Source organism: Terrabacter aeriphilus, assembly GCF_039542985.1.
Lineage (GTDB): Bacteria > Actinomycetota > Actinomycetes > Actinomycetales > Dermatophilaceae > Terrabacter > Terrabacter aeriphilus.
Window position 1 is genome coordinate 1 of record NZ_BAABIW010000014.1, and the last position, 23,837, is coordinate 23,837.

General features: G+C 73.6%; 29 protein-coding genes. 24 read left to right on the forward strand and 5 right to left on the reverse strand.

Translation table 11 applies throughout. The features are described 5' to 3' along the window. Nucleotides 1-171: 171 nt before the first annotated feature. The 5 genes from ABD979_RS09095 to ABD979_RS09115 are packed head-to-tail and all read right to left on the reverse strand — an operon-like array spanning nucleotide 172 to nucleotide 4,119. A complete protein-coding gene (locus ABD979_RS09095) occupies nucleotides 172-882 on the reverse strand; it encodes a haloacid dehalogenase type II (protein WP_345507152.1) in 711 nt (236 codons plus the stop codon). Nucleotides 883-919: 37 nt separating this feature from the next. Next, nucleotides 920-1,282, reverse strand: coding sequence for a flagellar assembly protein FliW (locus ABD979_RS09100; RefSeq protein ID WP_345507153.1), 363 nt, complete (start codon nucleotides 1,280-1,282; stop codon nucleotides 920-922). After that, nucleotides 1,279-2,160 carry a flagellar hook-associated protein FlgL gene (gene flgL, locus ABD979_RS09105; RefSeq protein ID WP_345507154.1) on the reverse strand — a complete coding sequence of 294 codons (882 nt, stop codon included), beginning with the start codon at nucleotides 2,158-2,160 and terminating at the stop codon, nucleotides 1,279-1,281. The genes ABD979_RS09100 and flgL overlap by 4 nt, the downstream gene beginning before the upstream one ends. A 2-nt stretch (nucleotides 2,161-2,162) precedes the next feature. Beyond that, entirely contained in the window at nucleotides 2,163-3,581 is a 1,419-nt protein-coding gene (gene flgK, locus ABD979_RS09110; RefSeq protein WP_345507155.1) for a flagellar hook-associated protein FlgK, read from the reverse strand. Nucleotides 3,582-3,594: 13 nt separating this feature from the next. Then, complete coding sequence (locus ABD979_RS09115) at nucleotides 3,595-4,119, reverse strand: flagellar protein FlgN (protein ID WP_345507156.1); 525 nt, start codon at nucleotides 4,117-4,119, stop codon at nucleotides 3,595-3,597. 226 nt (nucleotides 4,120-4,345) lie between these two features. Between ABD979_RS09115 and ABD979_RS09120 the strand changes: the two genes are divergently transcribed. The 24 genes from ABD979_RS09120 (at nucleotide 4,346) to fliQ (ending at nucleotide 23,832) form a co-directional block, all read left to right on the forward strand. Then, nucleotides 4,346-5,173 (forward strand): flagellin N-terminal helical domain-containing protein, encoded by an 828-nt coding sequence (locus ABD979_RS09120; RefSeq protein ID WP_345507157.1) that lies wholly within the window; start codon nucleotides 4,346-4,348, stop codon nucleotides 5,171-5,173. A gap of 112 nt (nucleotides 5,174-5,285) precedes the next feature. Then, on the forward strand, nucleotides 5,286-6,695 hold the full coding sequence (gene fliD, locus ABD979_RS09125; protein ID WP_345507158.1) for a flagellar filament capping protein FliD: 1,410 nt from the start codon (nucleotides 5,286-5,288) through the stop codon (nucleotides 6,693-6,695). A gap of 10 nt (nucleotides 6,696-6,705) precedes the next feature. After that, nucleotides 6,706-7,125 (forward strand): flagellar export chaperone FliS, encoded by a 420-nt coding sequence (fliS, locus tag ABD979_RS09130; RefSeq protein WP_345507159.1) that lies wholly within the window; start codon nucleotides 6,706-6,708, stop codon nucleotides 7,123-7,125. Then, entirely contained in the window at nucleotides 7,118-7,435 is a 318-nt protein-coding gene (locus ABD979_RS09135; protein ID WP_345507160.1) for a hypothetical protein, read from the forward strand. Before fliS ends, ABD979_RS09135 begins: the two co-directional genes overlap by 8 nt. A 100-nt stretch (nucleotides 7,436-7,535) precedes the next feature. Then, nucleotides 7,536-7,877 carry a flagellar basal body rod protein FlgB gene (locus tag ABD979_RS09140; RefSeq protein ID WP_345507161.1) on the forward strand — a complete coding sequence of 114 codons (342 nt, stop codon included), beginning with the start codon at nucleotides 7,536-7,538 and terminating at the stop codon, nucleotides 7,875-7,877. Beyond that, nucleotides 7,874-8,266, forward strand: coding sequence for a flagellar basal body rod protein FlgC (locus ABD979_RS09145; protein ID WP_345507162.1), 393 nt, complete (start codon nucleotides 7,874-7,876; stop codon nucleotides 8,264-8,266). Before ABD979_RS09140 ends, ABD979_RS09145 begins: the two co-directional genes overlap by 4 nt. Next, the gene (gene fliE, locus ABD979_RS09150; protein WP_345507163.1) at nucleotides 8,266-8,568 is read left to right on the forward strand and encodes a flagellar hook-basal body complex protein FliE; all 303 of its coding nucleotides are present in this window, start codon (nucleotides 8,266-8,268) and stop codon (nucleotides 8,566-8,568) included. Before ABD979_RS09145 ends, fliE begins: the two co-directional genes overlap by 1 nt. Continuing rightward, entirely contained in the window at nucleotides 8,568-10,181 is a 1,614-nt protein-coding gene (fliF, locus tag ABD979_RS09155) for a flagellar basal-body MS-ring/collar protein FliF (RefSeq protein ID WP_345507164.1), read from the forward strand. The genes fliE and fliF overlap by 1 nt, the downstream gene beginning before the upstream one ends. After that, on the forward strand, nucleotides 10,178-11,215 hold the full coding sequence (fliG, locus tag ABD979_RS09160) for a flagellar motor switch protein FliG (protein ID WP_345507165.1): 1,038 nt from the start codon (nucleotides 10,178-10,180) through the stop codon (nucleotides 11,213-11,215). The genes fliF and fliG overlap by 4 nt, the downstream gene beginning before the upstream one ends. Then, nucleotides 11,205-12,062 carry a FliH/SctL family protein gene (locus ABD979_RS09165; protein WP_345507166.1) on the forward strand — a complete coding sequence of 286 codons (858 nt, stop codon included), beginning with the start codon at nucleotides 11,205-11,207 and terminating at the stop codon, nucleotides 12,060-12,062. Before fliG ends, ABD979_RS09165 begins: the two co-directional genes overlap by 11 nt. Next, entirely contained in the window at nucleotides 12,059-13,366 is a 1,308-nt protein-coding gene (locus tag ABD979_RS09170) for a FliI/YscN family ATPase (protein ID WP_345507167.1), read from the forward strand. Before ABD979_RS09165 ends, ABD979_RS09170 begins: the two co-directional genes overlap by 4 nt. Then, a complete protein-coding gene (locus tag ABD979_RS09175; protein ID WP_345507168.1) occupies nucleotides 13,363-13,800 on the forward strand; it encodes a hypothetical protein in 438 nt (145 codons plus the stop codon). The genes ABD979_RS09170 and ABD979_RS09175 overlap by 4 nt, the downstream gene beginning before the upstream one ends. Further along, nucleotides 13,797-14,939: a C40 family peptidase gene (locus ABD979_RS09180; protein ID WP_345507169.1), complete on the forward strand. Its 1,143-nt coding sequence runs from the start codon at nucleotides 13,797-13,799 to the stop codon at nucleotides 14,937-14,939. Before ABD979_RS09175 ends, ABD979_RS09180 begins: the two co-directional genes overlap by 4 nt. Next, nucleotides 14,936-16,468 (forward strand): flagellar hook-length control protein FliK, encoded by a 1,533-nt coding sequence (locus tag ABD979_RS09185; protein WP_345507170.1) that lies wholly within the window; start codon nucleotides 14,936-14,938, stop codon nucleotides 16,466-16,468. Before ABD979_RS09180 ends, ABD979_RS09185 begins: the two co-directional genes overlap by 4 nt. 16 nt (nucleotides 16,469-16,484) lie before the next feature. Next, nucleotides 16,485-16,919, forward strand: a complete 435-nt coding sequence (locus ABD979_RS09190; protein ID WP_345507171.1) for a flagellar hook assembly protein FlgD — start codon at nucleotides 16,485-16,487, stop codon at nucleotides 16,917-16,919. A 177-nt stretch (nucleotides 16,920-17,096) separates the two neighbouring features. Continuing rightward, nucleotides 17,097-18,272, forward strand: coding sequence for a flagellar hook protein FlgE (locus ABD979_RS09195; protein WP_345507172.1), 1,176 nt, complete (start codon nucleotides 17,097-17,099; stop codon nucleotides 18,270-18,272). A gap of 79 nt (nucleotides 18,273-18,351) precedes the next feature. Continuing rightward, on the forward strand, nucleotides 18,352-18,621 hold the full coding sequence (locus ABD979_RS09200; protein WP_345507173.1) for a flagellar FlbD family protein: 270 nt from the start codon (nucleotides 18,352-18,354) through the stop codon (nucleotides 18,619-18,621). A gap of 9 nt (nucleotides 18,622-18,630) precedes the next feature. Next, nucleotides 18,631-19,452, forward strand: coding sequence for a motility protein A (locus ABD979_RS09205; RefSeq protein WP_345507174.1), 822 nt, complete (start codon nucleotides 18,631-18,633; stop codon nucleotides 19,450-19,452). After that, the gene (locus tag ABD979_RS09210) at nucleotides 19,449-20,246 is read left to right on the forward strand and encodes an OmpA/MotB family protein (RefSeq protein WP_345507175.1); all 798 of its coding nucleotides are present in this window, start codon (nucleotides 19,449-19,451) and stop codon (nucleotides 20,244-20,246) included. Before ABD979_RS09205 ends, ABD979_RS09210 begins: the two co-directional genes overlap by 4 nt. 76 nt (nucleotides 20,247-20,322) lie before the next feature. After that, entirely contained in the window at nucleotides 20,323-21,363 is a 1,041-nt protein-coding gene (locus tag ABD979_RS09215; protein ID WP_345507176.1) for a flagellar motor switch protein FliM, read from the forward strand. After that, on the forward strand, nucleotides 21,360-22,076 hold the full coding sequence (gene fliN / locus ABD979_RS09220) for a flagellar motor switch protein FliN (protein ID WP_345507177.1): 717 nt from the start codon (nucleotides 21,360-21,362) through the stop codon (nucleotides 22,074-22,076). The genes ABD979_RS09215 and fliN overlap by 4 nt, the downstream gene beginning before the upstream one ends. Continuing rightward, nucleotides 22,077-22,691 carry a flagellar biosynthetic protein FliO gene (gene fliO, locus ABD979_RS09225; protein ID WP_345507178.1) on the forward strand — a complete coding sequence of 205 codons (615 nt, stop codon included), beginning with the start codon at nucleotides 22,077-22,079 and terminating at the stop codon, nucleotides 22,689-22,691. Continuing rightward, complete coding sequence (gene fliP, locus ABD979_RS09230; RefSeq protein ID WP_425583949.1) at nucleotides 22,688-23,560, forward strand: flagellar type III secretion system pore protein FliP; 873 nt, start codon at nucleotides 22,688-22,690, stop codon at nucleotides 23,558-23,560. The genes fliO and fliP overlap by 4 nt, the downstream gene beginning before the upstream one ends. Then, nucleotides 23,557-23,832, forward strand: coding sequence for a flagellar biosynthesis protein FliQ (gene fliQ, locus ABD979_RS09235; RefSeq protein WP_345507179.1), 276 nt, complete (start codon nucleotides 23,557-23,559; stop codon nucleotides 23,830-23,832). The genes fliP and fliQ overlap by 4 nt, the downstream gene beginning before the upstream one ends. The last annotated feature ends 5 nt before the right edge of the window (nucleotides 23,833-23,837 follow it).

Genomic DNA, 23,837 nt, shown 5'->3' on the forward strand with positions numbered 1-23,837 from the left:
ACCTCACCCGGAGGTTCTCCTCATCGTCAACGCCTACGTGTCACCAACGTCCAGGCCGAGTACAGCTAGACGTCGTCGACCGACGCCGCGTCGCTCACGCAGCCTGTCCACCCGCACGTATGCCGCGCGTGTGCCGCGCGTGTTGACCGTCGGTCCACGCCCCCGCCCGCGTCAGGGCGCGGGCAGCCGCTCCAGCCGCGCCGCGAGCTCGGGCAGGGAGGAGATGACGAGGTCGGGCGCCCGGAACGGCTCCGGGTAGGGCGCCCCGGTCCGGTTCAGCCAGACCCCGCCCAGCCCGGCGGCCTCGGCTCCGTGCACGTCCCACGGGTGCACCGCGACGAGCGCGGCGTCGTCCGTGGCGACGCCGCACGCCGTCAGGGCGTGCTCGTAGGCGGCGCGCGCGGGCTTCCACGCCGGCGCGTCCTCGACGGAGAGGAGCCGCTCGAACCGGTCGGCCACGCCCCCGCGCTCGAGCAACGCCTCCGCCACCGACGCCGAGCCGTTGCTTAACGTGACGAGCCGGATGCCGAGGGCGGTGAGGTCCCGCACGCCCGCCACGACGTCGTCGTGGAGCGGGAGGGCGAGGAAGCCTGCCATGACGTGCGCGGTCGCCGCCTCGACATTGGCCTTGCCGTGCAGCACGGTCCGCAGCGAGGCCCGGGCCACGTCGGCGAAGGCGGGGTTGTCACCGGTCACGGTGAGGGCGAAGCCGTCACGCAGCAGCCCGGCGAACCACGACGCGGCGAGGTGGGGCGGCACGCCGACCTCGGTGAAGCGGTCGCCGAGGTGGGTCATGTCCGACAGCGTCTCGTTGACGTCGAAGACGAGCAGGCGGGGGCGTCGGTCGAGCCGGTCGCGCGGAGCGTTCGTCGGTGCGGTCATGCCCCCATCGTCCACCCGGCGCGCGCCGGAGGAGCGGTCAGACGCCGAGCGGTGCCCGCAGCGGCCAGTCCTCGAGGATCGCCTGGACGGCTCGGCCCTCGGCCTCGTTGACGAGCACCGGGGCGGCGAGGTTGACCGACGTGCCCGCCTCGCCGGGGGTGGCGACGACGAGGGTGCGAGCCGGCTCGTCCCGCTCGAGACCGATCTGGGCGCGGTGGTCGGCGACGTCGGGGGCGTAGGACGGCGCATACAGCGAGGCGTCGAGCACGAAGAGGCGCACGTCGGGGGCCTCGGTCGGCCGGAGGCTGAAGACGCCGTCGGCGCCCTCGACCGGGTCGAGGTTGTAGACGGTGTGCGGCGCGAGGCCGGGCAGGGGCTGCTCGAAGACGAGGGTGCTCATCGCAGGAACTCCGTGAGGCTGGGCTGCAGGACCTTGGCTGTGACGGCGAGGGCGGCCTGGTAGGCGGTCTGCTGGAGCTGCATGTCCATGACCGCCTTGCCGAGGTCGACGTCCTCCACCGCGCTGCGGTGCGCGTCGAGGGCGGTGATCGCCGTGGTGTTCGCGGCTGACGCCCGGGTGAGCACGCCGAGCCGGGTGCCCACGTCGGCGCGGGTGGCGACGACCGTGGTCATGGCCGAGTCGAGCGCGGCGAGCCGTGGCGCCGGGTCGACGCCCGCGCGCAGGTCGGCGGCGATGTCGTCGAGCAGGGAGAAGACCGACGTGGCGCCGGACCCGAAGGCCGCCTGCCCGTCGGCGTCGACCGAGACCGAGTCGGTGGGGCCGATCCGTCGCGAGACGCTGCCACCCGAGCCGTTGAAGGTCGGGGGAGTGCCGTCGGTGAAGGCGGCCTCCGCGTCCGACGTGCCGGCGAAGACGCTGCGGCCGAGGTAGCGGGTGTTCGCGGCCGAGAGGAGGTCCTTGCGCACGCCGTCGATGACGGTCGCGAGCGCGTCGCGGGCGGTCTGGTTGAGCGTGCCGTTCGCGCCCTGGATCACCGTGTCGCGGGCCTGGCGCAGCAGGCCCGTGGCGCCGTCGAGGGCCGCGTCGAGGGTGTTGAGCCAACCGGTGCCGTCGTCGATGTTGCGCTTGTACTGGTTCTGCGCCGCGATCTCCGCGCGCACCCGCATGGCCTCTCCCGTTCCCGTCGGGTCGTCGGACGGGCGCGTGATGCGCTCGCCGGAGGTGGCGACCTCCTGGGCCGTGGCCAGGCGGGCCTGCCGTGCGGCGAGGGCACGTTGGGCGGCCATGGACATCGTCTGGTCGGTGACTCGAAGCATGATCAGCGTCCTACGGATCCGGTGCGGTTGATGAGCGTGTCGAGGGCCTCGTCGATGGCCGAGAGCACCCGGGCGGCCGCCTGGTAGGCGTGCTGGGAAGCGATGAGGCTCACGCTCTCCTCGTCGAGGCTGACGGAGGCCCCGGAGGCCTGGGCCGACTTCGCGCCGGAGGCCGAGGTCTCGGCGATGCCGGCCTGCTGGGTGGCAGACCGGCTGGCGCTGCCGGTCGATGTCACGAAGGCCGACCACCGGGCCCCGGCCGAGTCGGTGCGGCGGGCCAGCTGCGCGATGGCGTCGGCGTTCGAGCCGTCGAGCGGCCCGGCGCCGGCCGCGGCGTTCGCGACGCCGGCCGCCGAGGTCGGCACGACCGAGAGGGCGCGCGCGGCCGGCAGGGTGGGGTCGAGGCGGAAGAAGTCGAGACCGGTCGCGCCCGTCGAGGTCTGCCCGGTGCGGTGCACCGCGTTGACGGAGGTCGCGAGGGTCGTCGCGACCGCGTCGTAGGAGGCGGCCGCCTCGGCGATGGGGCCGCCGGCGCCGCTCGCGTCCGCGGGGGCGAGCACCGAGAGCGTGCCGGCGAGCGTGCCCCCGTCGAGGCCGACCTCGAGGTCGGGGCGGTCGGTCCAGGAGAGACGGGGGGTGGTGCCCGCCGACATGCTCGTGACGCCGTCGAGCTGCACGGCGCGCGCCTGGTCGCCGCGGACGAGGGCGTTGCCGCCGAGGTAGACGGTCACGGTGCCGTCGGGCTCGTCGCGCACGCTCGCCCCGGAGATGGTCGCGATCGTCTCGGTGAGCCGGGCCCGCGCGTCGATCATCTCGTTCGCCGAGCCACCGCGCGCGATCGTCGAGCGGATGTCGGTGTTGAGGGCGGCGACCTGCGTGGCGGCGTCGTTCAGCGAGGCGACCATCTGCTGCGCGTCGCCCGCCGTGTCGCTCCACTGCGCCTCGAGGGCGGTGCGTCCCGCCGAGAGCGTCGACGCGAGCTGGCCGGCCGAGCGCAGCAGGGCGCTGGTCGCGCCGGCCTCGCCGGGACGGTTGGCCACGTCCTGCCACCCGGCGAAGAACGCCTGCAGCTGCGCCGACAGCCCGGACGCGCCGGGCTCCTTGAGGTTGGCCTCGATGCGGTCGAAGGCCGCAGCCCGGGCGCCGGTGTAGCCGGCCGAGGAGGCCGTCGTGCGCACCGACGCGTCGAGCAGGGCGTTGCCGAGGCGGGCGATGCGGTCGACCGAGACACCCTGGCCGGCCTGCACGCCCGTGGTGCCGAGCCCCATCGGGGCGGGGGCGCCGATGGACGACTGCTCGATGCGCTGGCGCGTGTAGCCCGCGGTGCCGGCGTTGGCGACGTTGTGCCCGGCGAGGTCCATCGCCTGCTGGGCCGCGGACAGACCGCGGTAGGCGGTGTTGAGGGCGCCGAAGGTGCTCATCGTGCCTTTCCGGTCAGAACGAGTGGTCGAACAGGTGGGCGTCCCCCGAGGTGGCCGACCGTCCGTGGGCGTCGTAGGTCGTGGGCGCGGGGTCGGTGGTGGCCAGCGTCTCCTGCGTCGAGCGCGAGGCGGCGCGCAGGAACTGGGCGTTCGCGTCGCGCAGCTGCCGGATGGCGGCCGCCTGGTCGGTCATGGCCGTGAGGTGCGCGGAGAGCAGCTCGGCCCAGGGGCCGTCGGTCGCGCCGGCCGCGAGGTCGCGGAGCGTCGCGTCGGGCGGCAGGCCCCAGTCGTGCGCCACGGCCGCGGCCGCGGTGGCCCGCTCGAGGCCGGCGATGCGGAGGCGCTCGAGCACCTGCTCGACCTCCCGCGTGGCGTGGGAGAGCCAGCGGGCCCTGCCCGCGGAGAGCAGCAGCTGCTCCTCCTCGAGCTTGAAGGTCAGCAGGTCGAGGAGCTCGCGCTCACGCCACAGGTGCGCCGACAGGTCGTGGACCGTGGTCCGCCCGCCGTCGTCAGCACCCCATCGAGCTCCGGAATCCACTCGAGCCCTCTCCCATCCAGCGACGTCACGAAACGGTGCGCGTCTTCGCACCTGCAGTCTGGACTATCGGCAGGGGTGGGTGGCGCTTAAGCACGGAGGGGGCGCAGGGTCCGGAAAAGAATTTTCTCCGCCGGCACTTAACGCAGCCCGAGCCCCTGCCGATAGGGGCAGCTGAAGGCCCACGGACGGGCCTTGCACGACACCACCACTTCATGGAGGAACTTCAATGGGTCTCACCGTCAACACCAACCTCTCGGCCATGCAGGCCTACCAGAACCTCAACCGCACGTCGGCCAACATGGCGAGCTCGATGGCCAAGCTCTCGAGCGGTCTGCGCATCAACACGGCGGCCGACGACGCGGCCGGCCTGACGATGTCCGAGGGTCTGCGGGCCCAGGTCAACGGCTTCGGCGTCGCTGCCCGCAACGCCCAGGACGCCATCAACCTCGTCCAGTCGGCCGACGGCGCCCTCGGCGAGGTCCACTCGATCCTGCAGCGTGTGCGTGACCTCGCCGTCCAGGCGGGTAACGACACGAACAACGCCGACGCCCGCACCGCCATCAAGACCGAGGTCGGCGACCTCGCGAAGGAGCTGACCCGCATCGCCGGGGCCACCAACTTCAACGGGATCAAGCTGCTCGACGGCACCAACGCCTCCCTCACCATGCACATCGGTGCCGGTGGCGAGGCCGCCGACGACCAGATCGGCGTCACCCTCACGAACGTCACCACCGTCGCCACCGCGGTGGACGCGCTGACGTTCGACACGGCGGCCAACGCCGCCACGTCGGTCAAGGCGATCGACACGCAGATCGCGGCCATCTCGACGGCCCGGTCGACGCTCGGTGCGCAGCAGAACCGCATCAACCACGCGATGACGATCGCCAACGTGTCCGCCCAGAACCTCGCCGCGTCGCAGTCGCACATCACCGACACCGACATGGCCTCGGAGATGGTCAACTACACGAAGGCGAACATCCTCTCGCAGGCCGGCACGGCCATGCTCGCGCAGGCCAACCAGTCCGGCCAGGGCATCCTCAAGCTCCTCGGCTGAGCCCTCACCGGTGCGCTGACGGCGGCCGGGTGCCTCGCACCCGGCCGCCGGCAGGGCTCCTCACGCACGCCCGGCGTCGGTTCCGGGCCCCGGACTCACGCAAGGAGCTGTCGTGGCAGTCTCGGTCAACGGGCTCGGCAGCGGGCTCGACATCACCTCGATCGTCAACTCGCTCATGGCCGTCGAGGCGCTGCCCCAGCAGCAGCTGAAGTCGACGCAGAGCCAGCAGGAGCAGCTGATGGGCGTGCTCCGCGGGCTCAACACCAAGGCCGCCGCGCTCGCGACGCTCGCCACCAAGACCGGCAAGCCGAACGCCGCGAACCTGCTGACGGCCACCTCGAGCGCACAGAACGTCACCGCGACGGCGACCGGCGCGGCGAGTCCCGGTGCCATCGACGTGCTCGTCTCGCAGGTCGCCCGCACGCAGCTGGCCGTCACGGCACCGATGTCGGCCTGGCCGGCCGACGGCGCCGGCAGCGCAGCCAGGCTGACGTTCGTCGACAGCACCGGCGCCACGACCGAGGTCGCCCCGAAGAGCACGTCGCTCGACGACGTCGTCTCGGCGGTCAACGCCTCCGGCGGACCGGTGCGCGCGCTCAAGGTGAGCGCCGGCACCGACGGCTCCGGCACCCCGCTCTACCGCCTCCAGCTGACCGCCGCCCAGGGCGGCGCGAAGGGCGCGTTCACGGCATACGAAGGCTCGGCCGCCGAGGTGACGGCAGGGACGGCGACCGACCTCATGTCACGAGCCGGCTCGGCGGTCGTCTCGACCGCCCAGGACGCGAAGGTGACCCTCTACGCCGGCACGGCCGCCGAGCAGGTGGTCTCGTCGTCGACGAACACCTTCACCGACCTGCTGCCCGGGGTCAGCGTCACGACGACGCCCGCCGCGGTGGGCACGTCCGCGACGATCACCGTCGCGAGCGATGCCGCCGGCATCTCCAAGCAGGCGAACGACCTCGTGACGGCGGTCAACGACCTCCTCGGCACGATCGCCGCCAACTCGAGCGTCAGGACCACCACGTCCTCCTCGGGGACGTCCGGCGCATCGGGCGGGGCGCTCACGGGCAACTCGACGATGCGCTCGGTCGCGGCGTCGATCACCGATGCCGTCTACCGTCCCACCGCCAACGGCCGGTCGCCCTCGGAGCTCGGCATCGCCATCCAGCGTGACGGCACCATCGCCTTCGACCAGGCCAAGTTCTCCGCCGCGCTCGCGGCCGACGGGGCCGGCACCCGCGCCGCCCTCGAGGAGATCTCGAGCCGGGTCGGTGCTGCCGCCACGAGCGCCTCGGCGCCCGCCAGCGGCTCGATCAGCCAGCTCATCGCGGGGCGCCAGTCCATCGTCAACGACCTCAGCAGCCGGGTCGCCGGCTGGGACCAGCGTCTCGCCGACCGCCGCACGGCCCTGTTCAAGATGTACAACGCGATGGACACCGCCCTCGGCACCCTCAAGTCCCAGCAGACCTGGCTCACGAGCCAGATCGCCGGACTGCCGACCACCTCCTCGAACTCGAAGTAAGGACACCCCGGTGATCAGTGCCACCCTCGCCCGCCAGCAGTACGCCCGCGACGCGGTGCTCTCCGCCAGCCCGGCCCGCCTCCTGACGATGCTCTACGACCGGCTCCTGCTCGACCTCCACCGCGCGCAGGCCGCGCAGGAGGTCGCCGACTGGCAAGTGGCGAGCAACCAGCTCATCCACGCCCAGGACATCATCATCGAGCTCTCCGCGACCCTGAAGCCGGGCGTCTGGGACGGCGCCGACAACCTCCGCGCCCTCTACGAGTACGTGCGGATGGCCCTCGTCAACGCCAACATCCACCGCGACGTCGCCCGCACCCGCGAGGCGATCACGCTGCTCACCCCGCTCCAGGAGGCCTGGTACGCCGCGGCCGAGCACGCGCGCGACGGTGCCGTTCCCGTCGGGGTCGGCGGGCCGGCTCTTGGCTGAGACCTGGGAGGCCGTGCTCGACCAGCTCGAGGGCGACCTCGCGGGCGCCCAGCGCGTGCTCGACGCCGAGGTCACCGCCGACGACGCGGGCGCGCTGCGCCCCGTCCCCGATGCCTGGCTGCCGCCGTCGGGCCTCGGCCCGCTGCCCCCCGAGCTGGCCGCACGGGCGCACGACCTCGCCGCGGCGCAGGTCGAGCTGGCCCGCCGTCTCGAGCAGGCCCGTCGCCGGGCCGCCCGCCACCTCACGGTCCTCGACGCCGTGCCGGCCGCGCCCTCACCGGCGCCGGTCTTCGTCGACGCCCGGGGCTAACGCATCTGCCAGCCCTGCCGATAGTCCCGGTCGAGCACGGATTGCTCACCGCGTCAGGCCACGGATCGGCCACCCACCTTGCGAGTCATGCAGGAGAAGTGTGCTCGATTCCGTGACGTCCGCCGCCCTGACCAGCGCCCTCAACGGGCTCTCCCAGCGTCAGCGCGCCATTGCGGACAACATCGCCAACGTCAACACCCCGGGCTACCACGCCCAGCGGGTGCAGTTCGAGAACGCCCTCGCCGCCTCCGTGCGCGCCGGTGACGGTGCCGTCTCCGCGTCGACCTCGATCTCCGAGGAGCCCACGCGGACGAACGGCAACAACGTCAACCTCGACACCGAGACGCTCTCCAACATCGACACCGTGCTCCGGTTCCAGTTCGCGAGCCAGGCCCTCAACGGCAAGTTCTCGGCCCTCCGCACCGCGATGAAGACGTCATGACCTTCGACGCGATCGGGATCGCGGGCAGCTCGCTGACGGTGCACCGCAAGTGGCTCGACGCCGTCGCCGACAACCTCGCCAACGTCAACACGGCCACCGCGACGAGCGGCCCGGCCTTCCAGGCTCGCTACATCGAGGCGCAGGCCGGCCCCGGCACGTCGGGCGTCTACGTCGCTGCCATGCGTGAGGGCGACGCCACCGGCCGCCTCGTCTACGAGCCCGGCCACCCCCTCGCCGACGCCGAGGGCTACGTGCGCTACCCGGAGATCGACCTCAACGAGCAGATGGGCTCGCTCATCATGGCCCAGCGCGGCTACCAGGCGAACGCCCAGGTCGTCGACCGTGCCAAGACGATCTACGAGGCCGCCCTGCAGATCGGCAGGCCGTGATGAGCATCGCCCCCATCGGTCCGCTCGGGCCCGTCGGCGCCTACGCCCCGACGTCCGCCGTGTCGGCGACCGGCACGGGCGGCGGCGGCTTCGCGGCCAGCCTCGCCGGCGCCGTCGACAACCTCCAGCAGCTGCAGTCGACCTCGAACCAGCTCTCCGTCCAGGCCGTCACCGGCAGCCTCGACGACATCCACACCGCCACCATCGCGGCCTCCCGCGCCCAGGTGACCCTCGAGCTCGCCGCCACCGTGCGGAACAAGGGCGTCGAGGCCTTCAACGAGATCATGAGGATGCAGGCCTGATGCCCCCGTTCCTGACGTCGGCCGTCTCGCGGTTCGGCACCACCCTCAAGGGATTCACCGTCGGCCAGCGCACGGTGGCCGCCATCGGCATCGCGCTGCTCGCGCTCGGCGGCGTCGCGCTCACGACGTGGGCCACGCAGCCGAGCTACGCCCCCCTCTTCACCGGGCTGGCGAGCGCCGACGCGAGCGCCGTCGTGCAGCAGCTCGGCAAGGACAACGTGCCCTACCAGCTCGCCGACGGCGGCTCGACGGTGCTCGTGCCCCAGGAGAAGGTCTACGACGAGCGCCTCAAGGCCGCGTCGGCGGGCCTGCCCGCGGCGCCCGCCTCGGGCTACTCGCTCCTCGACAAGATGGGCGTCACGACCTCCGAGTTCCAGCAGAACGTCACCTACAAGCGCGCTATCGAGGGCGAGCTCGCCACGACGATCAGCCACCTCGAGGGCGTGCAGGCCGCAACCGTGCAGCTCGCGATCCCGGAGAAGACCGTCTTCACGGCCCAGCAGGGCAAGCCGACGGCATCCGTCTTCGTGCAGACCCTGCCCGGCCAGACGCTGCCGACCGACCGCGTCGAGGCCATCGTGCACCTCACCTCGGCCGCCGTGCCCGACCTCGTGCCGGCCAACGTCACCGTCGTCGACGCCCAGGGCGCCGTCCTGTCGGCCGTCGGCGTGGGCACGAGCGGCACCGGCGCCAAGCAGGCGACGGAGTACCAGCAGCGCACCGAGTCCTCGGTCCAGGCCGTGCTCGACCGCGTGCTCGGCCCCGGCAACGCCACCGTCGCCGTGACGCCGCAGGTCGACCCCCGCTCGGCGCAGCAGAAGTCCGAGACCTACGGCAGCGCCAAGGGCGTCGCGCCGCTCAGCCAGTCGACGACGACGGAGAAGTACACCGGCAACGGCGCCTCGGGCGCCTCGGGCGTGCTCGGGCCGGACAACATCGCCGTGCCCGGCGGCACGGGCGGCACCGGCACCTACGACTCGACGAAGGACACCCGCGACAACGCCGTCAACAAGACGATCGAGGAGCGCACCATCCCCGCGGGCGCCCTGCAGCGCCAGTCGGTCTCGGTCGCCGTCAACCAGACCGCGGCCCGCGCCGTGAACATCCAGAACCTCACCGACCTCGTCTCGGCGGCCGCCGGCATCGACACGAAGCGCGGCGACGTGCTCTCGATGCAGGTCATGCCCTTCAGCACGGCGTCCGCCGACCAGGCCAAGGCGGCGCTCGCCGCCCAGCAGGCCGAGGCCGCCGCGGAGGCGAGCGCCCGCACCACGACGACCCTCATCTGGGCCGGTGCCGCGCTGCTCGTCGTCGGGCTCGTCGCCTTCCTCTGGATGCGCTCGCGCCACCGTGCGGTGCGCGAGCCCGTCGAGCTCGACGGCGAGCTGCTGCCCGACGAGGACACCGTCGCCATCGAGGGCGGTCCGACCCTGACCGTGCCGGCGACGCCCGTCCTGCCCGACCTCACGGCCGTGCCGGCACTGCCCGACCCGAGCGAGGACGCCCTCGACGCCGAGCGCCGCCGCGCCCAGGTCAACCGGCTCGGTTCGACCGAGCCGCAGAAGACCGCCGAGCTGCTCCGCGGCCTGATGGACGAGCGGCAGCCGGTATGACCCTGACCACGACCGCGGCCCCGACGACGCACCTGACGGGCACGCAGAAGGTCGCCATCGTGCTCATGCAGATGAGCCCCGACGCCGCCGCCAAGGTGATGAGCCACTTCAGCGACGCCGAGGCCGAGGACGTCGCGGCGGAGATCGTGCGGCTCAGCCGCGTCGACTCCGACCTGTCCGAGGACGTCATCGCGGAGTTCCACGAGATCGCCGTCTCGGGGCGCCGCACGACGATCGGTGGGCGTGACTTCGCCGCCGGGCTGCTCGAGTCCTCCTTCGGGGCCAACCGGGCCGCCGGCGTCATGGACCGGCTCACCTCCACCATGGCCGGCAAGTCCTACGAGTTCCTCGAGACGGTCGACCCGGCGCAGCTCGTGACGCTCCTCGACGGCGAGCTGCCCGAGACCATCGCCCTCGTGCTGGCCCACCTGCGCCCCGAGCAGGCCTCGCACGTCATCGCCGGCCTCGGCCCCGCGCGCGCGGCCGACGTCGCGCTCGCCCTCGCGACGATGGGCCCGGCCACGCCGGAGGCCGTGCGCGTCGTCGCCGACAACCTGCGTGCCCGCACCGGCTCGTCGGTGGGCTCCGGCCCGCGCCCGCAGCGGGCCCTCGGCGGCATCCAGCCCCTCGTCGACATCATCAACCGCTCCGACGCCGCCACCGAGCGCGCGGTCCTCGACGGCCTGGCCGCGCTCGACCCCGCCCTGGCGGACGAGGTGCGCGGCAAGATGCTGACGTTCGTCGACATCGTCAAGCTCGAGCGCAAGGACGTGCAGCTCGTGCTCCGCGGCCTCGACGCGGCCGTGCTCGCGCGGGCCCTCAAGGGCGCGCCGCCCGCGGTGCACGAGGCCATCACGAGCAACATCTCCGACCGCATCCGCGAGATCCTCGACTCCGAGACCGCCGCCCTCGGGCCGGTGCGTGCCTCGGAGGTCGAGGAGGCCCGCGCCGAGATCGTCCGCTCGATCCGCGACCTCGAGGAGGCCGGGACGATCACCCTGCGCCGCGGCGAGGAGGACGACCTTGTCTACTGACACCTCGCTCGCGCCCCGGTCGCTCGCGCCGGCCGGCCCGGCCGTGCACCGGGTCACGTGGCCCCTCGTCACCGACCTGCACGACGCGCGGGACACGCCCGCGCCCGCGACCGTCCCCGCCCGGCCGACGGTGCCCGCCGTGCCCGCCACCCCAGCCGCCACCGTCGGCGCGGACGGCGCGGTCGCGCTCGCGGTGCAGGCCCTGGACGTCTCCGCCCCCACGGCGTCCGCGGTCGCCACGGCTCCGGTGGCCCGCGGTGCGGCCGAGGCGGTCGTCTTCCCGGCCCTCGACGCGACCGGCGACCCCGCCGGCTACGCCCGGGGCCACGCCGCCGGCTACGCGGCCGGCCTGACCCGAGCGGCCGCCGAGGCCGTGGCCCGGGACGAGCAGCGTCGCGCCGAGCACGACGCCGTCGTCGCGGCCGCCCGGGCCCGCACGGAGCGCGCCGTCGCGGCGCTCGAGGCCGCGGCGCAGCACCTCATGGCCCGCACCGCCCCGGTGCTGGCCGACGCCGACGCGCACCTCGTCGCAGCCGCCGTCGACCTCGCTGAGGCGATCCTCGTCCGCGAGCTCTCCGACGCACCGGACGCGGCCCGCGCAGCGCTCGCGCGCGCCCTCTCGGCGCCGGACCGGGCCGGCGTCGTCACCGTGCGGATGCACCCGGAGGACGCCCTCGTCGTCGCCTCCGAGGGGCAGCCGTCCGGCGTGACCGGCGTGACCGTGGTGCCCGACCCGAGCCTGGGACGGGGCGACGCGGTCGCCGTCTACCCGGACGGCGAGCTCGACGCCCGCATCGGCTCCGCGCTCGACCGGGCGCGCACCGCGCTCCTCGAGGACCGGTCGTGAGGGGCCTCGCGCAGGCCGTGGCCGCTGCCGCGCCCGAGCGCATCGGCGCCGTCACCGCCGTGCGCGGGCTCGCCCTCGAGGTCGCCGGCCTGCCGTGCGCCGTCGGGGACCACATCGACATCGCCTCGGACACGGTGGCCCCCACCCGTGCCGAGGTGGTCGCCTCCGCCCGAGGGACGTTGACCTGCATGCCGTTCGGGCCGCTGGCCGGGCTGCGCGTCGGCCAGCCGGTGCGTGCGGTGCGCGCCGGTGCCGGCGTGCCGACCGGTGCCGGCCTGCTCGGTCGCGTGCTCGACGGCCTGGGCCGGCCCATCGACGGCCGCGGCCCGCTCGTGGCCGGCCGGGTGCCGGCGGACGACCGCGCGCCCTCGCCCATGGAGCGCGCCCGCATCGACACCCCGCTCGCCACCGGTGTGCGCGCCCTCGACACGCTCGTGACCCTCGGCCGCGGACAGCGCATCGGCCTCTTCGCCGGCTCGGGAGTCGGCAAGTCGTCGCTCCTGTCGATGGTGGCCCGCGGCACGGAGGCCGAGATCAGCGTCATCGCCCTCGTGGGGGAGCGTGGCCGTGAGGTGCGCGAGTTCCTCGAGGACGACCTCGGACCGGAGGGCATGGCCCGCTCGGTCGTCGTCGTCGCCACCTCCGACGAGCCCGCCCTCATGCGCCTCCGGGCTGCCGAGACGGCGACGAGCGTCGCCGAGTCGTTCCGCGCGGCGGGCGCGCACGCGCTGCTGATGATGGACTCCCTGACGCGAGTCGCCATGGCACAGCGCGAGATCGGGCTCTCGGCGGGCGAGCCGCCCGCCACCCGGGGCTACCCGCCGTCGGCGTTCGCCCTGCTCGCGCGCCTGCTCGAGCGCGCCGGCACCGCCCGCACCGGCTCCGTCACCGGCATCTACACCGTCCTCGTCGACGGCGACGACCACAACGAGCCCGTCGCCGACGCCGCCCGGTCGATCCTCGACGGCCACGTCGTGCTCGACCGCAAGCTGGCCGTCATGGGGCACTACCCGCCCATCGACGTGCTCGGCTCCATCTCGCGCGTCGCGACCAAGGTCAACCCGCCCGCCCGGACCGCGGCCGCGACCGCGCTGCGTCGGGTGCTCGCGGCCCGCCGGTCCGCGCAGGACCTCATCGACGTGGGCGCCTACACCCGCGGGGCCAACCCGCTCGTCGACGCCGCGCTCGACCACTCCGACCAGATCGAGGCGTTCCTCACCCAGCGCCTCGAGGACCAGACGCCGGCCGAGCTGGCGTGGGCCACCCTCACCGACCTGTCGACGACCCTGGGAGGTCTGCGATGACCACGTCCTTCTCCCTCGCCGGCCTGCTCCGGCTGCGCCGCCTCGAGGAGGACCAGGCCGCTGCCGTCTACGGCGCGGCCACGGCCCGTCATGCGGCCCTCGTGGCCCGCACCGACCGCGCGATCGCCGACGCCGACGCCATCAAGGCCGAGGTCGACACGATCGCCGAGCTCCAGGCGATCGCCGCGGCCCGCGCCGCCTCGAGCGCCATGCTCGCCGAGCTGCACGTGCTGACGGTGACCGCTGCCGACGAGCGCACCTGGGCCGAGCGGGGATTCGCCACCGCGCGCGCCAAGACCCTCGGTCTCAAGAAGCTCGAGACGAAGCACGTCGCGGCCCGGCACACCGCCGAGCTCGCCGCCGAGCAGGTCGTGCTCGACGAGCTCGGCTCCACGGCCCGCGTTCGGGCGGCGCTGCGGGGGGCCGACGCGTGACGTTCACCGAGTCGATGGGGCGGATCCAGCAGATCCAGAGCACCCTCGCGAGCTTCCAGACGCCGGCGACCGCGCGCGCCGCATCCGTCGCCGCCACCGCCCAGGGCTCTGCCTCGGGCACGGGCACCGGGGCGGGCGCGACCGCGTTCGCCGACACCCTCGCGGCGACCCTCGGTGCCGGCGCGACCGGTGCCACCGGTGCGACCGGTGCGACGGGGGCGGCCGCCGCCCTCGGCGGCGCGACCTCGGGCTCCACCGGCGTCAGCGGGTCCGACATCGCCGCCGCTGCGAAGAAGTACGTCGGCGTGCCCTACGTGTGGGGCGGCACCGACCCGCGCAAGGGCATGGACTGCTCGGGCTTCGTGCAGCGCGTCTTCGGTGACGTCGGCATCGACCTGCCCCGCGTCGTCTCGCAGCAGATGAAGCACGGCACCCCGGTCGCGTCGATGGCGCAGGCCAAGGCCGGCGACCTGCTGATCAGCCACGGCGGCAAGCACATCTCCATCTACCTCGGCGACGGCAAGGCCATCGACGCGCCGATGCCCGGCAAGACGATCCAGGTGCGCGACGCCTGGGAGATGCGCTCGAACCTCTACGCGATCCGGCGCATCGTGCCCGAGGGTGGCGCCTCGGCCGCGGCTGCGGTCTCGGCCGCCGGGGCCACCGCGGCGGCGGGGCCGGCCACGGCCAAGCTCGACGCGAGCCAGCGCCGCTACGCCCAGATCATCGTCGACGAGGTGCGCGCCAAGGGTCTGCCGGCCCAGGCGGCGGTCAACGCCATCTCGACGGCCCTGCAGGAGAGCTCGCTCCGGATGTACTGGAACCCCAAGGTCCCCGGCTCCCGCGAGCTCGCTCCCGACGTGTCGGCGCGCGGCACCGACGGCTACTCCGTCGGCCTCTTCCAGCAGCAGGTGCACGGCAACCACTTCTCGTGGGGGACCGTCGCCGAGGCGATGGACGCGCGCGCCTCGACCCGGATGTTCCTCGACCGGCTCACCAAGGTGCCCGGCTGGCAGAGCATGTCGGTGGCCGCCGCCGACCAGGCCGTCCAGCGCTCGGCGTTCCCCCACGCCTACGCCAAGTGGGAGCACACCGCCCGCCAGATCGTCTCCGAGCTCGGCAGGGGCGCGTCCTGGTGACCCCCTCGATGTCACCCTCAGGCTCCGTCGGCCCCGCCGTCACCGGCCGCGCCACCGGCGCTGCCTCGTCAGCGGTCCCCGGCCGTGGCACCGCAGCCGACGGCGACGCCTTCGGTCGTGCCCTCGCCACGGCCCTGACCCCGTCGGGGCCCGCCCGAGACGCGGCAGCGCCCGCGTCGGCGAAGGGCGCCCACCCCTCGAAGGACGCCCCGGCGTCCGCGGCCGCACCGGCTCGCGACCGGGCGACCCGCAGCGGCGAGCCCGCCGGCGCTGCCGCGTCGAGGCGTCCCAGCACGGCGACGGCCCGACCCGATGCGACGTCCTCCGCGGAGGCGACGGCCTCGGCGGACGCGACGGCCTCCACCGACTCGACGACCGCCGCGGCTGGCACGGCGCCCGTCGACCCGACGGCCGGCGCGTCCGTCGCGCAGCCGACCACCGCCGCGCAGGCCGCCACGGCGGCTGCCGCTGCATCGGCCGCCCTCGCGGGGACCGCCGCAGCCGCGGCGACCTCCGCCGAGATCTCCGCCGCGGCACCTGCCCCGGTGTCTGCGTCGACGGACACGGCCGCGGCCGGCGCCACCGGCGCGGTCACGACGACGCCCACGACGCCGGGTGCGACGACGGGTGCGTCCGCCACGGCGACCACCGGCCTCGCCGCCGCCCCGGCCGCCTCCGCCTCGACGGCCGCCGACGCGGACGGCGCTGCCGGGTCGGGGGCTGGCGGCGAGAGGGGCGACGCGCAGCCGGGCTCCGCTGCAGCCGAGACGATCCCGCCGACCGATGGACCGGCTTCCGCCCTCGCGGACGCGAACCGGGGCCCGCTCACGGCCGTCGCCGGTGCGCGCGCGGCCGGGCACGGGGGAGTGGCCCCCGTCTCGACCGCACCCGTCGTCGTCACCGGCGTCGCGGCCCCCGCCGCGACGTCGGACGACACCTCGGCGACCGCGACCACGCCGGCGAGCGGCGCGCCGGCCCTCGACGGCGCGAGTACCCCCGCCGCCCCCATCGGCGTGCCGGTCGTCGCCACGCCGCCGGCGACGGTCGCCGTCGCGGCCGCCGGTCAGGCCCCCGCGGCGGGTCCGACCGCACGACCGGTCGTCGAGCAGCTCTCCCGCCCGGTGCTCGCCATCGCCGCCGCCGGTGCCGGCGAGCACGTGCTGACGCTCAAGGTGACCCCGGAGCACCTCGGGTCGGTGACGGTCCGCGCGCACATCGGGACCGACGGCATCCGGATCGAGCTGTTCTGCCCGACCGACGCAGGACGAGCGGCCGTGCACGCGGTGCTCGGCGACCTGCGGCGCGACCTCGCCGGCACCGGTCTCGGCGCGAGCCTCGACCTCTCCGACCACGGCGCGCCCCAGCCCGACGTCTCGGGTCGCCAGGGCGGGGGCGACCCGGGCTCGGGTGGCCGGGGGAGCGGGGCGCCGGCCCACGCCCGCCCGGCGTCGCACGACGACCCGCCCCGACATCGGCTCGGCACCGCTGCGTACCTGCCGTCCACCACCCGCCTCGACGTCCTCGTCTGACCCGAAGGAAGACCCCATGACCGCGATCCCGTCCGGACCCGTCGGCGCCGTCGGCGCCGCCGGCGCGTCGAGCATGACGTCGACGGCGCCCACCCGCACCCCGAAGCAGGAGATGGACTCCGAGGTCTTCATGAGCCTGCTCGTCACGCAGCTGAAGAACCAGGACCCCAGCTCTCCCATGGACACCAACGCCATGATCGGGCAGTCCACGCAGCTGGCGATGATGGAGAAGCTGACCCAGCTCGCGACCGACTCCGCGCACGGGCTGCAGACGCAGCAGCGCGCGGCCGCCGCCGCCCTGCTGGGCCGCACCGTCAGCTACCTCGGCGCCGACGGCGCCACCGCGACCGGTGCCGTCTCCGGCGTCTCCTACGCGGGCACGAGCCCGACCGTGACCATCGGCTCGGTCTCGGTCCCCATCGACTCGATCACCACCGTGACCGGCGGCTGAGCCGGCGTCCGCGACCTGCGCCGGCGCCACCCCGGCGCCACCCCAGCGCCACCCCAGCGCCACCCCAGCGCCACCCCAGCGCCGTCCGCAGCCCGCGCCGCCCGCACACGACCTGCACCTCACCCGCACGACGACACACACCACACCACGTTCTGACCGCCAAGAAAGGCAGCCACCATGCTCCGCTCGCTCTACTCCGGCATCTCGGGCCTGCGCGCCCACCAGACGATGCTCGACGTCACCGGCAACAACATCGCCAACGTCAACACGACCGGCTTCAAGGGTTCGACGACGCAGTTCCAGGACACCCTGTCGCAGATGACGCAGGGCGCCACCGGCCCGCAGGCCGCCACCGGCGGCACGAACCCGGCCCAGGTCGGCCTCGGGGTGCGCATCGCCAGCGTCACGACGAACTTCACCCAGGGCTCCGCACAGAGCACCGGCAAGGCCACCGACATGATGATCTCGGGCGACGGCTTCTTCGTCACGAACCGCGGCGGCCAGACGAACTACACCCGCGCCGGCGCCTTCGGCCTCGACGCGAACGGCCACCTCGTCGGCCCCGACGGCGGCGTCCTGCAGGGCTGGAGCGCCGACGCGACCGGACAGGTCAACACCGGTGGCCAGATGGGCGACCTGCTGCTCTCCCCGACGACGATGATCCCCGCGCGGGCGACGACCACCGTCGACGTGGCGGGCAACCTGCCCTCCGACGCAGCGACCGGCACGACGCTGAAGCGCGACATCCAGGTCTTCGACGCGGCCGGCAACGCCCGCTCGCTCGCGCTGTCGTTCACGCGGACCGCCGGTGGCTGGAACGTCGCCGCGGCCGACGCCTCGGGTGCGACCGGGGCCGGCGCGCTGACCTTCGCGAACGGCCAGCAGACCGGCGGCGGCTCGGTGACCGTCGGTGGCATCGCCGTCGACCTGAGCACGGTCACCGGCTACGCCGGCAGCAGCACCGTGGTCGCCAAGGGCCAGGACGGCTACAAGGCGGGCAGCCTCGAGGCGTTCAGCGTCGGCACCGACGGCTCGCTCGTCGGCTCCTTCAGCAACGGCGTGCGCCAGGCCGTCGGCCGCGTCGCACTGGCACAGTTCACGAACCCCTCGGGCCTCGAGAAGGTCGGCGGCTCCTCGTTCGCGCCGACCGCGAACTCCGGCAACCCGCAGGTCGGCGCGGCAGGCGACGCCGGCTTCGGCACCCTGCTGGGCGGCGCGCTCGAGATGAGCAACGTCGACCTGTCCCAGGAGTTCACGAACCTCATCGTGGCCCAGCGCGGTTTCCAGGCCAACGCCCGCATCATCACGACCTCCGACCAGGTGCTGCAGGAGCTCGTCGACCTCAAGCGCTGAACCTAATGCCGCACGCGTCCCTGCCGATAGAGGGGGGCGGAGGCACGCAGCAGCCCCGCCCCCCGACAGGAACGACCCCATGATCGCCGTCACCCGCCTCAACGGGTCGCGCTTCGCCGTGAACCCCGACCTCATCGAACGCATCCAGGAGAACCCCGACACGACGCTCGTCATGGTCGGGGGAGCCACCTACGTCGTGCGCGAGGGGCTGCCCGAGGTCATCGGCCTCATCGCCGACTTCCGTGCCCTCGTCATCGCCACCGCCCAGCACGTCGTGCCCGGCGAGCTGCGCCAGCTGAGCGTCGTCCCGTCCCCGTCACCCACGCCCCTGCGGCCCACCGAGCGATAAGGAGCAGCGATGGATCCGTCACTCATCATCGGGCTCGTGCTCGCCTTCGGCTCGGTCGTCGCCATCGTGACGCTCGAGGGCTCGCACATCGGCTCGCTGCTGCTCCCGCCGCCGATGATCCTCGTCTTCGGCGCCACCATCGCGGTGGGCCTCGCCGGCAACACCATCAAGGACACCCTCAAGGCGTTCAAGGCGGTGCCGCGCGCCTTCCTCGGCAAGCCCCCCAAGCCGCAGGACAGCATCGAGAAGATCATCTCCCTCGCCGAGAAGGCCCGTGCCGAGGGCCTGCTCGCTCTCGAGGCCGAGGCGAGCGACAGCAAGGACGCGTTCCTCTCCGGCGCCCTCCAGAACGTCGCCGACGGCACCGACGCCGAGGAGCTGCGGATCCTCATGGAGGACCAGATCGCCTCCAAGGCGCGGGCCGACCACGCCGACTCGAAGTTCTTCGCCTCCCTGGGCGGCTACGCCCCGACCATCGGCATCATCGGCACGGTCGTGTCGCTGACACACGTGCTCGAGAACCTCTCGTCCCCCGACGAGCTCGGCCCGATGATCGCCAGCGCCTTCGTCGCCACCCTGTGGGGGCTGCTCTCCGCGAACTTCATCTGGCTGCCCATCTCGGCGCGCATCGCCCGGCTCAGCGAGCTCGAGGTCGAGTCGATGACCCTCGTCATGGAGGGCGTCCTCGCGGTCCAGGGCGGCGCCCAGCCGCTGCTGCTCGCCGACCGCCTGCGGGCCATGGTGGGCGACACCGGGGACGGCGGCAAGGACAAGGGCGGCAAGGACAAGGGCAGGTCCAAGGGCTCGGACGACGAGCAGGCCGCGGCATGAGCCGGCGGCGGCGGACGCGCAAGGCGCCGGAGGGGTTCCACGTCGACGAGCGGTGGGCCGTGTCCTACATGGACATGATCACCGTCCTCTTCTGCCTCTTCGTCGTGCTCTACGCGATGTCGACCGTCGACAAGAACCGCTTCGAGAAGCTGCGCAACTCGCTCGCGACCGGTTTCGGCACGACCGTCAGCGCGAAGATCGACACCGCGACGGGCACCATCGTGCCGCCGTCGGCGGCGAGCAAGGACAAGGAGGGCTTCGGCGACCTCGCCATGGCCACCAAGGACGTCAAGAAGTTCAGCGGCCTGGCCGAGAAGATGGGCAAGCGGCTCGCGGCCGAGGGGCTGCAGAAGGACGTCCAGTTCCACATCGACCAGCGCGGCCTCACCGTGCGCCTCGTCGGCTCGCAGACCTTCTTCAGCCCCGACAGCGTGACGCTCACCGCGCGGGCCTACAAGATCATGCGCGCCATCACGCCCGTCATCGCGGGCACCGAGCTGCAGGTGTCGGTCGAGGGCCACGCGGCCAACCTCATCACCGCGTTCCCGTCGGTCTGGGAGCTCTCGGCCGAGCGGGCCACCAAGGTCGCGCGCTTCATGGTCGAGCAGGGCGGGCTGCCGGGGGCGCGGGTCGGTGCCACGGGCTACGGCTCCTCGCGACCCGCGCGCAAGGGCACGAGCGCCGCCGACTACCGCCAGAACCGTCGGGTCGACATCGTCGTGCTCTCGAACCAGTCGGAACGGGTGCGCGCCCTCATCCCGGGTGTGCTGAAGGCGCAGGCCAGGTCGTCCTGAGCCCCGCCTGACACCCTCCTGACACCGCCGGCGCGGCGTCCTTACCATGTCGCCGCGCCTGCCGATAGAGGGGTGCGTGACTCTGCTCGAGGTCGACGCGCCCCCCGTCGAACCGTATGACTTCCGCCGCCCGACCACGCTGGCGCGGGAGCACAGCCGCATCCTCGAAGCCGCCTTCGACTCGTTCGCGCGGCAGTGGGGCACCCAGCTCACGGCCAAGGTGCGCACGAAGTCGACGGCGACGACCGAGTCGGTCATCGTCGCGACCTACGACGAGTATGTCGCCTCGCTGCCGACGGTCACCTGCATGGTCCGCTGCGTGCTCGGTGACACCCCCGCCAAGATGGTCGTGCAGTTCCCGACGCCCGCCGCCCTCGGCTGGGTCGCCCGGATGCTCGGAGGCAACTCCGACAAGGCCGGCCTCGAGCGCAAGCTCACCCCGATCGAGCACGCCCTCGTCAAGGCGCTCGTCGAGGAGGCCCTCGAGGTGCTCGCCTACTCGCTCGGGCCGCTCCTGACGCAGGAACCGCGCGTCGAGTCGATCCAGTACAACTCGCAGTTCGCCCAGGCCGCCGCGACCTCCGACCTCATGGTCGTCGTCACCTGCGGCCTGCAGGTGGGGGAGACGACCTCGGCCGTCACCTTCGCCATCCCGGCCGACACGCTCCTGCCGCAGCTCGGGGCGGTCAACCCCGTCGCGAGCACGCACGGCGCCGCCGACCTCGCCCGCCAGCAGGTCGCCCACGTGCCCGTCGAGGTCGCCGTCTCGCTCGCACCCGTCACCGTGACGCCCGAGCAGGTGCTGAGCCTCGCCGTGGGTGACACGCTCGCCCTCCCGCACCACTCGCGCGAGCCGTTCCTCGTGACGGTCGGTGGCGAGGACCTCGCCCGCGCGATGGTCGTGCGCACCGGCTCGCGCGTCGCCGCCCGCATCGTCTCGGTGCTGGCCCCCGAGCCCGACACCCGCGCCGGGCAGCCGCACCCCTCAGGCCCCTCCGGCACCGCCGTGTCCTCGGCGCTCGAGCCGGTCGCCCCCCACGCCCCCTCGCCCTTCGGGTCGACCGGGGCCCCCAGCCCGTATGCCGCCCTCCCACCCCTCCAGGAGAACCACCCGTGAGCACCGCCGCCTCCGCCGCCGAGCACCTCGCCGCCTCCCTGCCCGTCCCCGGCCTCCGGGTGCTCGGCCAGGTCGCCCCCGAGACGGCTGCCGCCGCCCGCGCCGAGGTGCTGGGAGCGGTCGTCGTGTCCGCCTCGCTCGTCGGCCCGGCGCCCGCCGACCTCTCGATCATCGTGCTCGACCCCGGCTTCGTGGCCGAGGCCGGCGGCGGTCCGGGCGCGCCGACGACGGCCGTGCTGCGCCCCGCGTTCGAGCGCGCGGCGCTGACGCTCGGCGACGGCGTGCTCTCCGAGCTCGTCGAGGGCGACCCGGCCGGCCTCTTCGTCGGCGGGGTGGCGAGCGCCGACGGCGAGACCTCCGTCTTCGAGATCTCCGACGGCGTGGCCCCCTTCGGGTGGCTCGCCGTCCGGGTCGGCGCGGCCGCCCCCATCACCTCCTTCGCCGACCACGGCAGCGCCTACGACGGTCGCCTGCGCCGCATCCAGGACGTCGAGATGGCCCTCACCGTCGAGATCGGCCGCACCCGCATGAGCGTGCGCGAGGCACTGTCGATGGAGCCGGGCACCGTCGTGGAGCTCGACCGCTCCGCCGGCGCACCCGTCGACGTGCTCCTCAACGGTCGCCGCATCGCCATCGGCGAGGTCGTCGTCGTCGACCAGGACTACGGCGTGCGCATCTCCCGCATCCTCGACACCGCCGAGGCCCGGCCCTGAATGGACACCCTCCTGCTGGCGGCTCGCGTCGTCGTCTCGCTCGTCGCGGTCTTCGGACTCATGTGGCTGGTGCAGCGGAAGGTGCGCACCGGTGGTGCCGCGACCCGGGCCAAGGCCCTCAGCGTCGTGGCCCGTCAGTCCGTGGGCCAGAAGGCGTCGGTCGTGCTCGTCGACACCGACGGCAAGCGCTTCATGCTCGGCGTGACGGAGCACGGCATCTCGGTGCTGCACACCGGTGAGGCCCCCGTCGTCCCCGAGCCCGTGCCGTCGCCCGTGCAGTCGCCGGTCGGGTCGTTCCTCGGGTGGCCCGTCGACGCGTCGACCGACGCCCCCGTCGACCCGACGACCGACGCTCCGGTCGACCCGACCGCCGACGCGCCCGTCGGGCTCGACGACGCCACGGACCCGCAGTCGACCTCCCAGCCGACCCCGCTGCCGACGCCCCTGCCGACGCGCCGCGAGGTGCGTCAGGCCTCCTTCCAGGCCGAGCTCGCGCGTCAGCGCGCCGGGCTCGCACCGTCGGCCGGCGCTGCCCCCAAGGGCACCGGCTCGATCCTGGAGCCGGCCACGTGGCGCCTCGCCGCCGACGCGATCCGCGCCGGTCGACGCTCGTGACCGCCCTCCTCGCGACGGTCGCCACCCGACCGGCCCGGCCCACCGGCTGCGTCCGCCGCCTCCTCGTGCTCCTCGCGCTCGCCGTGCTCGCCGCCGCCGTCGTGATGGTCGTCTCGGCCTCGGCGGGTCATGCAGCCGGCCTCGCCTCGGCCCTGCCGGCCGCTCCGACGCCGCCCTCGCCGGGCGACGGCAAGGGCGTCATCAACCTCGAGATCAACTCGCCCGACAACGGTCCCTCGTCGTCGGTCGTCACGCTGCTCGGGATCACGCTGCTGTCCGTGGCCCCCGCGCTCCTGCTCATGATGACCTCGTTCACGAAGATCTTCGTGGTGCTCTCGATGACCCGCAACGCCCTCGGCCTGGCCTCCGTGCCGCCGAACCAGGTGCTCGCGGGCCTGACGCTCTTCCTGTCGATCTTCATCATGTGGCCCGTGCTCTCGCACGTGAACGAGCTGGCCGTGCAGCCGTACCTGAACGGACAGCTCGACTTCGGCGGCGCGCTCACCGCCGGCGCGAAGCCGCTGTCGACCTTCATGCTCGCGCACACCCGCGAGGAGGACATCGCGCTGATGACCCGGGCCGCGGGCATCGCGAACCCGGCGACCCCGGAGGCGACGCCGCTGCAGACGCTCGTGCCGGCATTCATGATCTCGGAGCTGCGCGCGGCCTTCATCATCGGCTTCGTCATCTTCATCCCGTTCCTCGTCATCGACCTCGTCGTCTCCTCGGCGCTCATGTCGATGGGCATGATGATGCTGCCGCCGGTCATGGTGTCGCTGCCCTTCAAGGTGCTGCTCTTCGTGCTCGTCGACGGGTGGGGCCTCATCATCACCTCCCTCGTGCAGAGCTACGCGGGGAGCGTGACATGAACCCGTCCGCCGTCCTCGACATCGGCCTCCAGGCCCTGACGACCGCGGCCAAGCTGTCGGCCCCGGTGCTCGTCACCGCCCTCGTCGTCGGCCTCGCCATCTCCCTCGTGCAGTCGATCACGCAGCTGCAGGAGGTGACGCTGTCGTTCGTGCCCAAGGCCGTCGCCGTCGTCATCGCGCTCGCCGTCAGCGGCCACTGGATGATCGCCGAGATGATCACCTTCACCAACGACCTGTTCGCGCGCATCCCCAGCCTGCTCGGATCGGCCTGACACGA

Bases quoted from the DNA above. Each gene is read 5' to 3' on its own strand.
- ABD979_RS09195 (WP_345507172.1), top strand. From the start codon at position 17,097: ATGCTCCGCTCGCTCTACTCCGGCATCTCGGGCCTGCGCGCCCACCAG.
- ABD979_RS09210 (WP_345507175.1), top strand. From the start codon at position 19,449: ATGAGCCGGCGGCGGCGGACGCGCAAGGCGCCGGAGGGGTTCCACGTC.
- flgK (WP_345507155.1), bottom strand. From the start codon at position 3,581: ATGAGCACCTTCGGCGCCCTCAACACCGCCTACCGCGGTCTGTCCGCG.
- ABD979_RS09175 (WP_345507168.1), top strand. From the start codon at position 13,363: ATGACCACGTCCTTCTCCCTCGCCGGCCTGCTCCGGCTGCGCCGCCTC.
- flgL (WP_345507154.1), bottom strand. From the start codon at position 2,160: ATGCTTCGAGTCACCGACCAGACGATGTCCATGGCCGCCCAACGTGCC.
- fliO (WP_345507178.1), top strand. From the start codon at position 22,077: ATGGACACCCTCCTGCTGGCGGCTCGCGTCGTCGTCTCGCTCGTCGCG.
- ABD979_RS09120 (WP_345507157.1), top strand. From the start codon at position 4,346: ATGGGTCTCACCGTCAACACCAACCTCTCGGCCATGCAGGCCTACCAG.
- ABD979_RS09145 (WP_345507162.1), top strand. From the start codon at position 7,874: ATGACCTTCGACGCGATCGGGATCGCGGGCAGCTCGCTGACGGTGCAC.
- fliF (WP_345507164.1), top strand. From the start codon at position 8,568: ATGCCCCCGTTCCTGACGTCGGCCGTCTCGCGGTTCGGCACCACCCTC.
- fliG (WP_345507165.1), top strand. From the start codon at position 10,178: ATGACCCTGACCACGACCGCGGCCCCGACGACGCACCTGACGGGCACG.
- ABD979_RS09095 (WP_345507152.1), bottom strand. From the start codon at position 882: ATGACCGCACCGACGAACGCTCCGCGCGACCGGCTCGACCGACGCCCC.
- fliE (WP_345507163.1), top strand. From the start codon at position 8,266: ATGAGCATCGCCCCCATCGGTCCGCTCGGGCCCGTCGGCGCCTACGCC.
- ABD979_RS09205 (WP_345507174.1), top strand. From the start codon at position 18,631: ATGGATCCGTCACTCATCATCGGGCTCGTGCTCGCCTTCGGCTCGGTC.
- fliQ (WP_345507179.1), top strand. From the start codon at position 23,557: ATGAACCCGTCCGCCGTCCTCGACATCGGCCTCCAGGCCCTGACGACC.
- ABD979_RS09100 (WP_345507153.1), bottom strand. From the start codon at position 1,282: ATGAGCACCCTCGTCTTCGAGCAGCCCCTGCCCGGCCTCGCGCCGCAC.
- ABD979_RS09190 (WP_345507171.1), top strand. From the start codon at position 16,485: ATGACCGCGATCCCGTCCGGACCCGTCGGCGCCGTCGGCGCCGCCGGC.
- ABD979_RS09200 (WP_345507173.1), top strand. From the start codon at position 18,352: ATGATCGCCGTCACCCGCCTCAACGGGTCGCGCTTCGCCGTGAACCCC.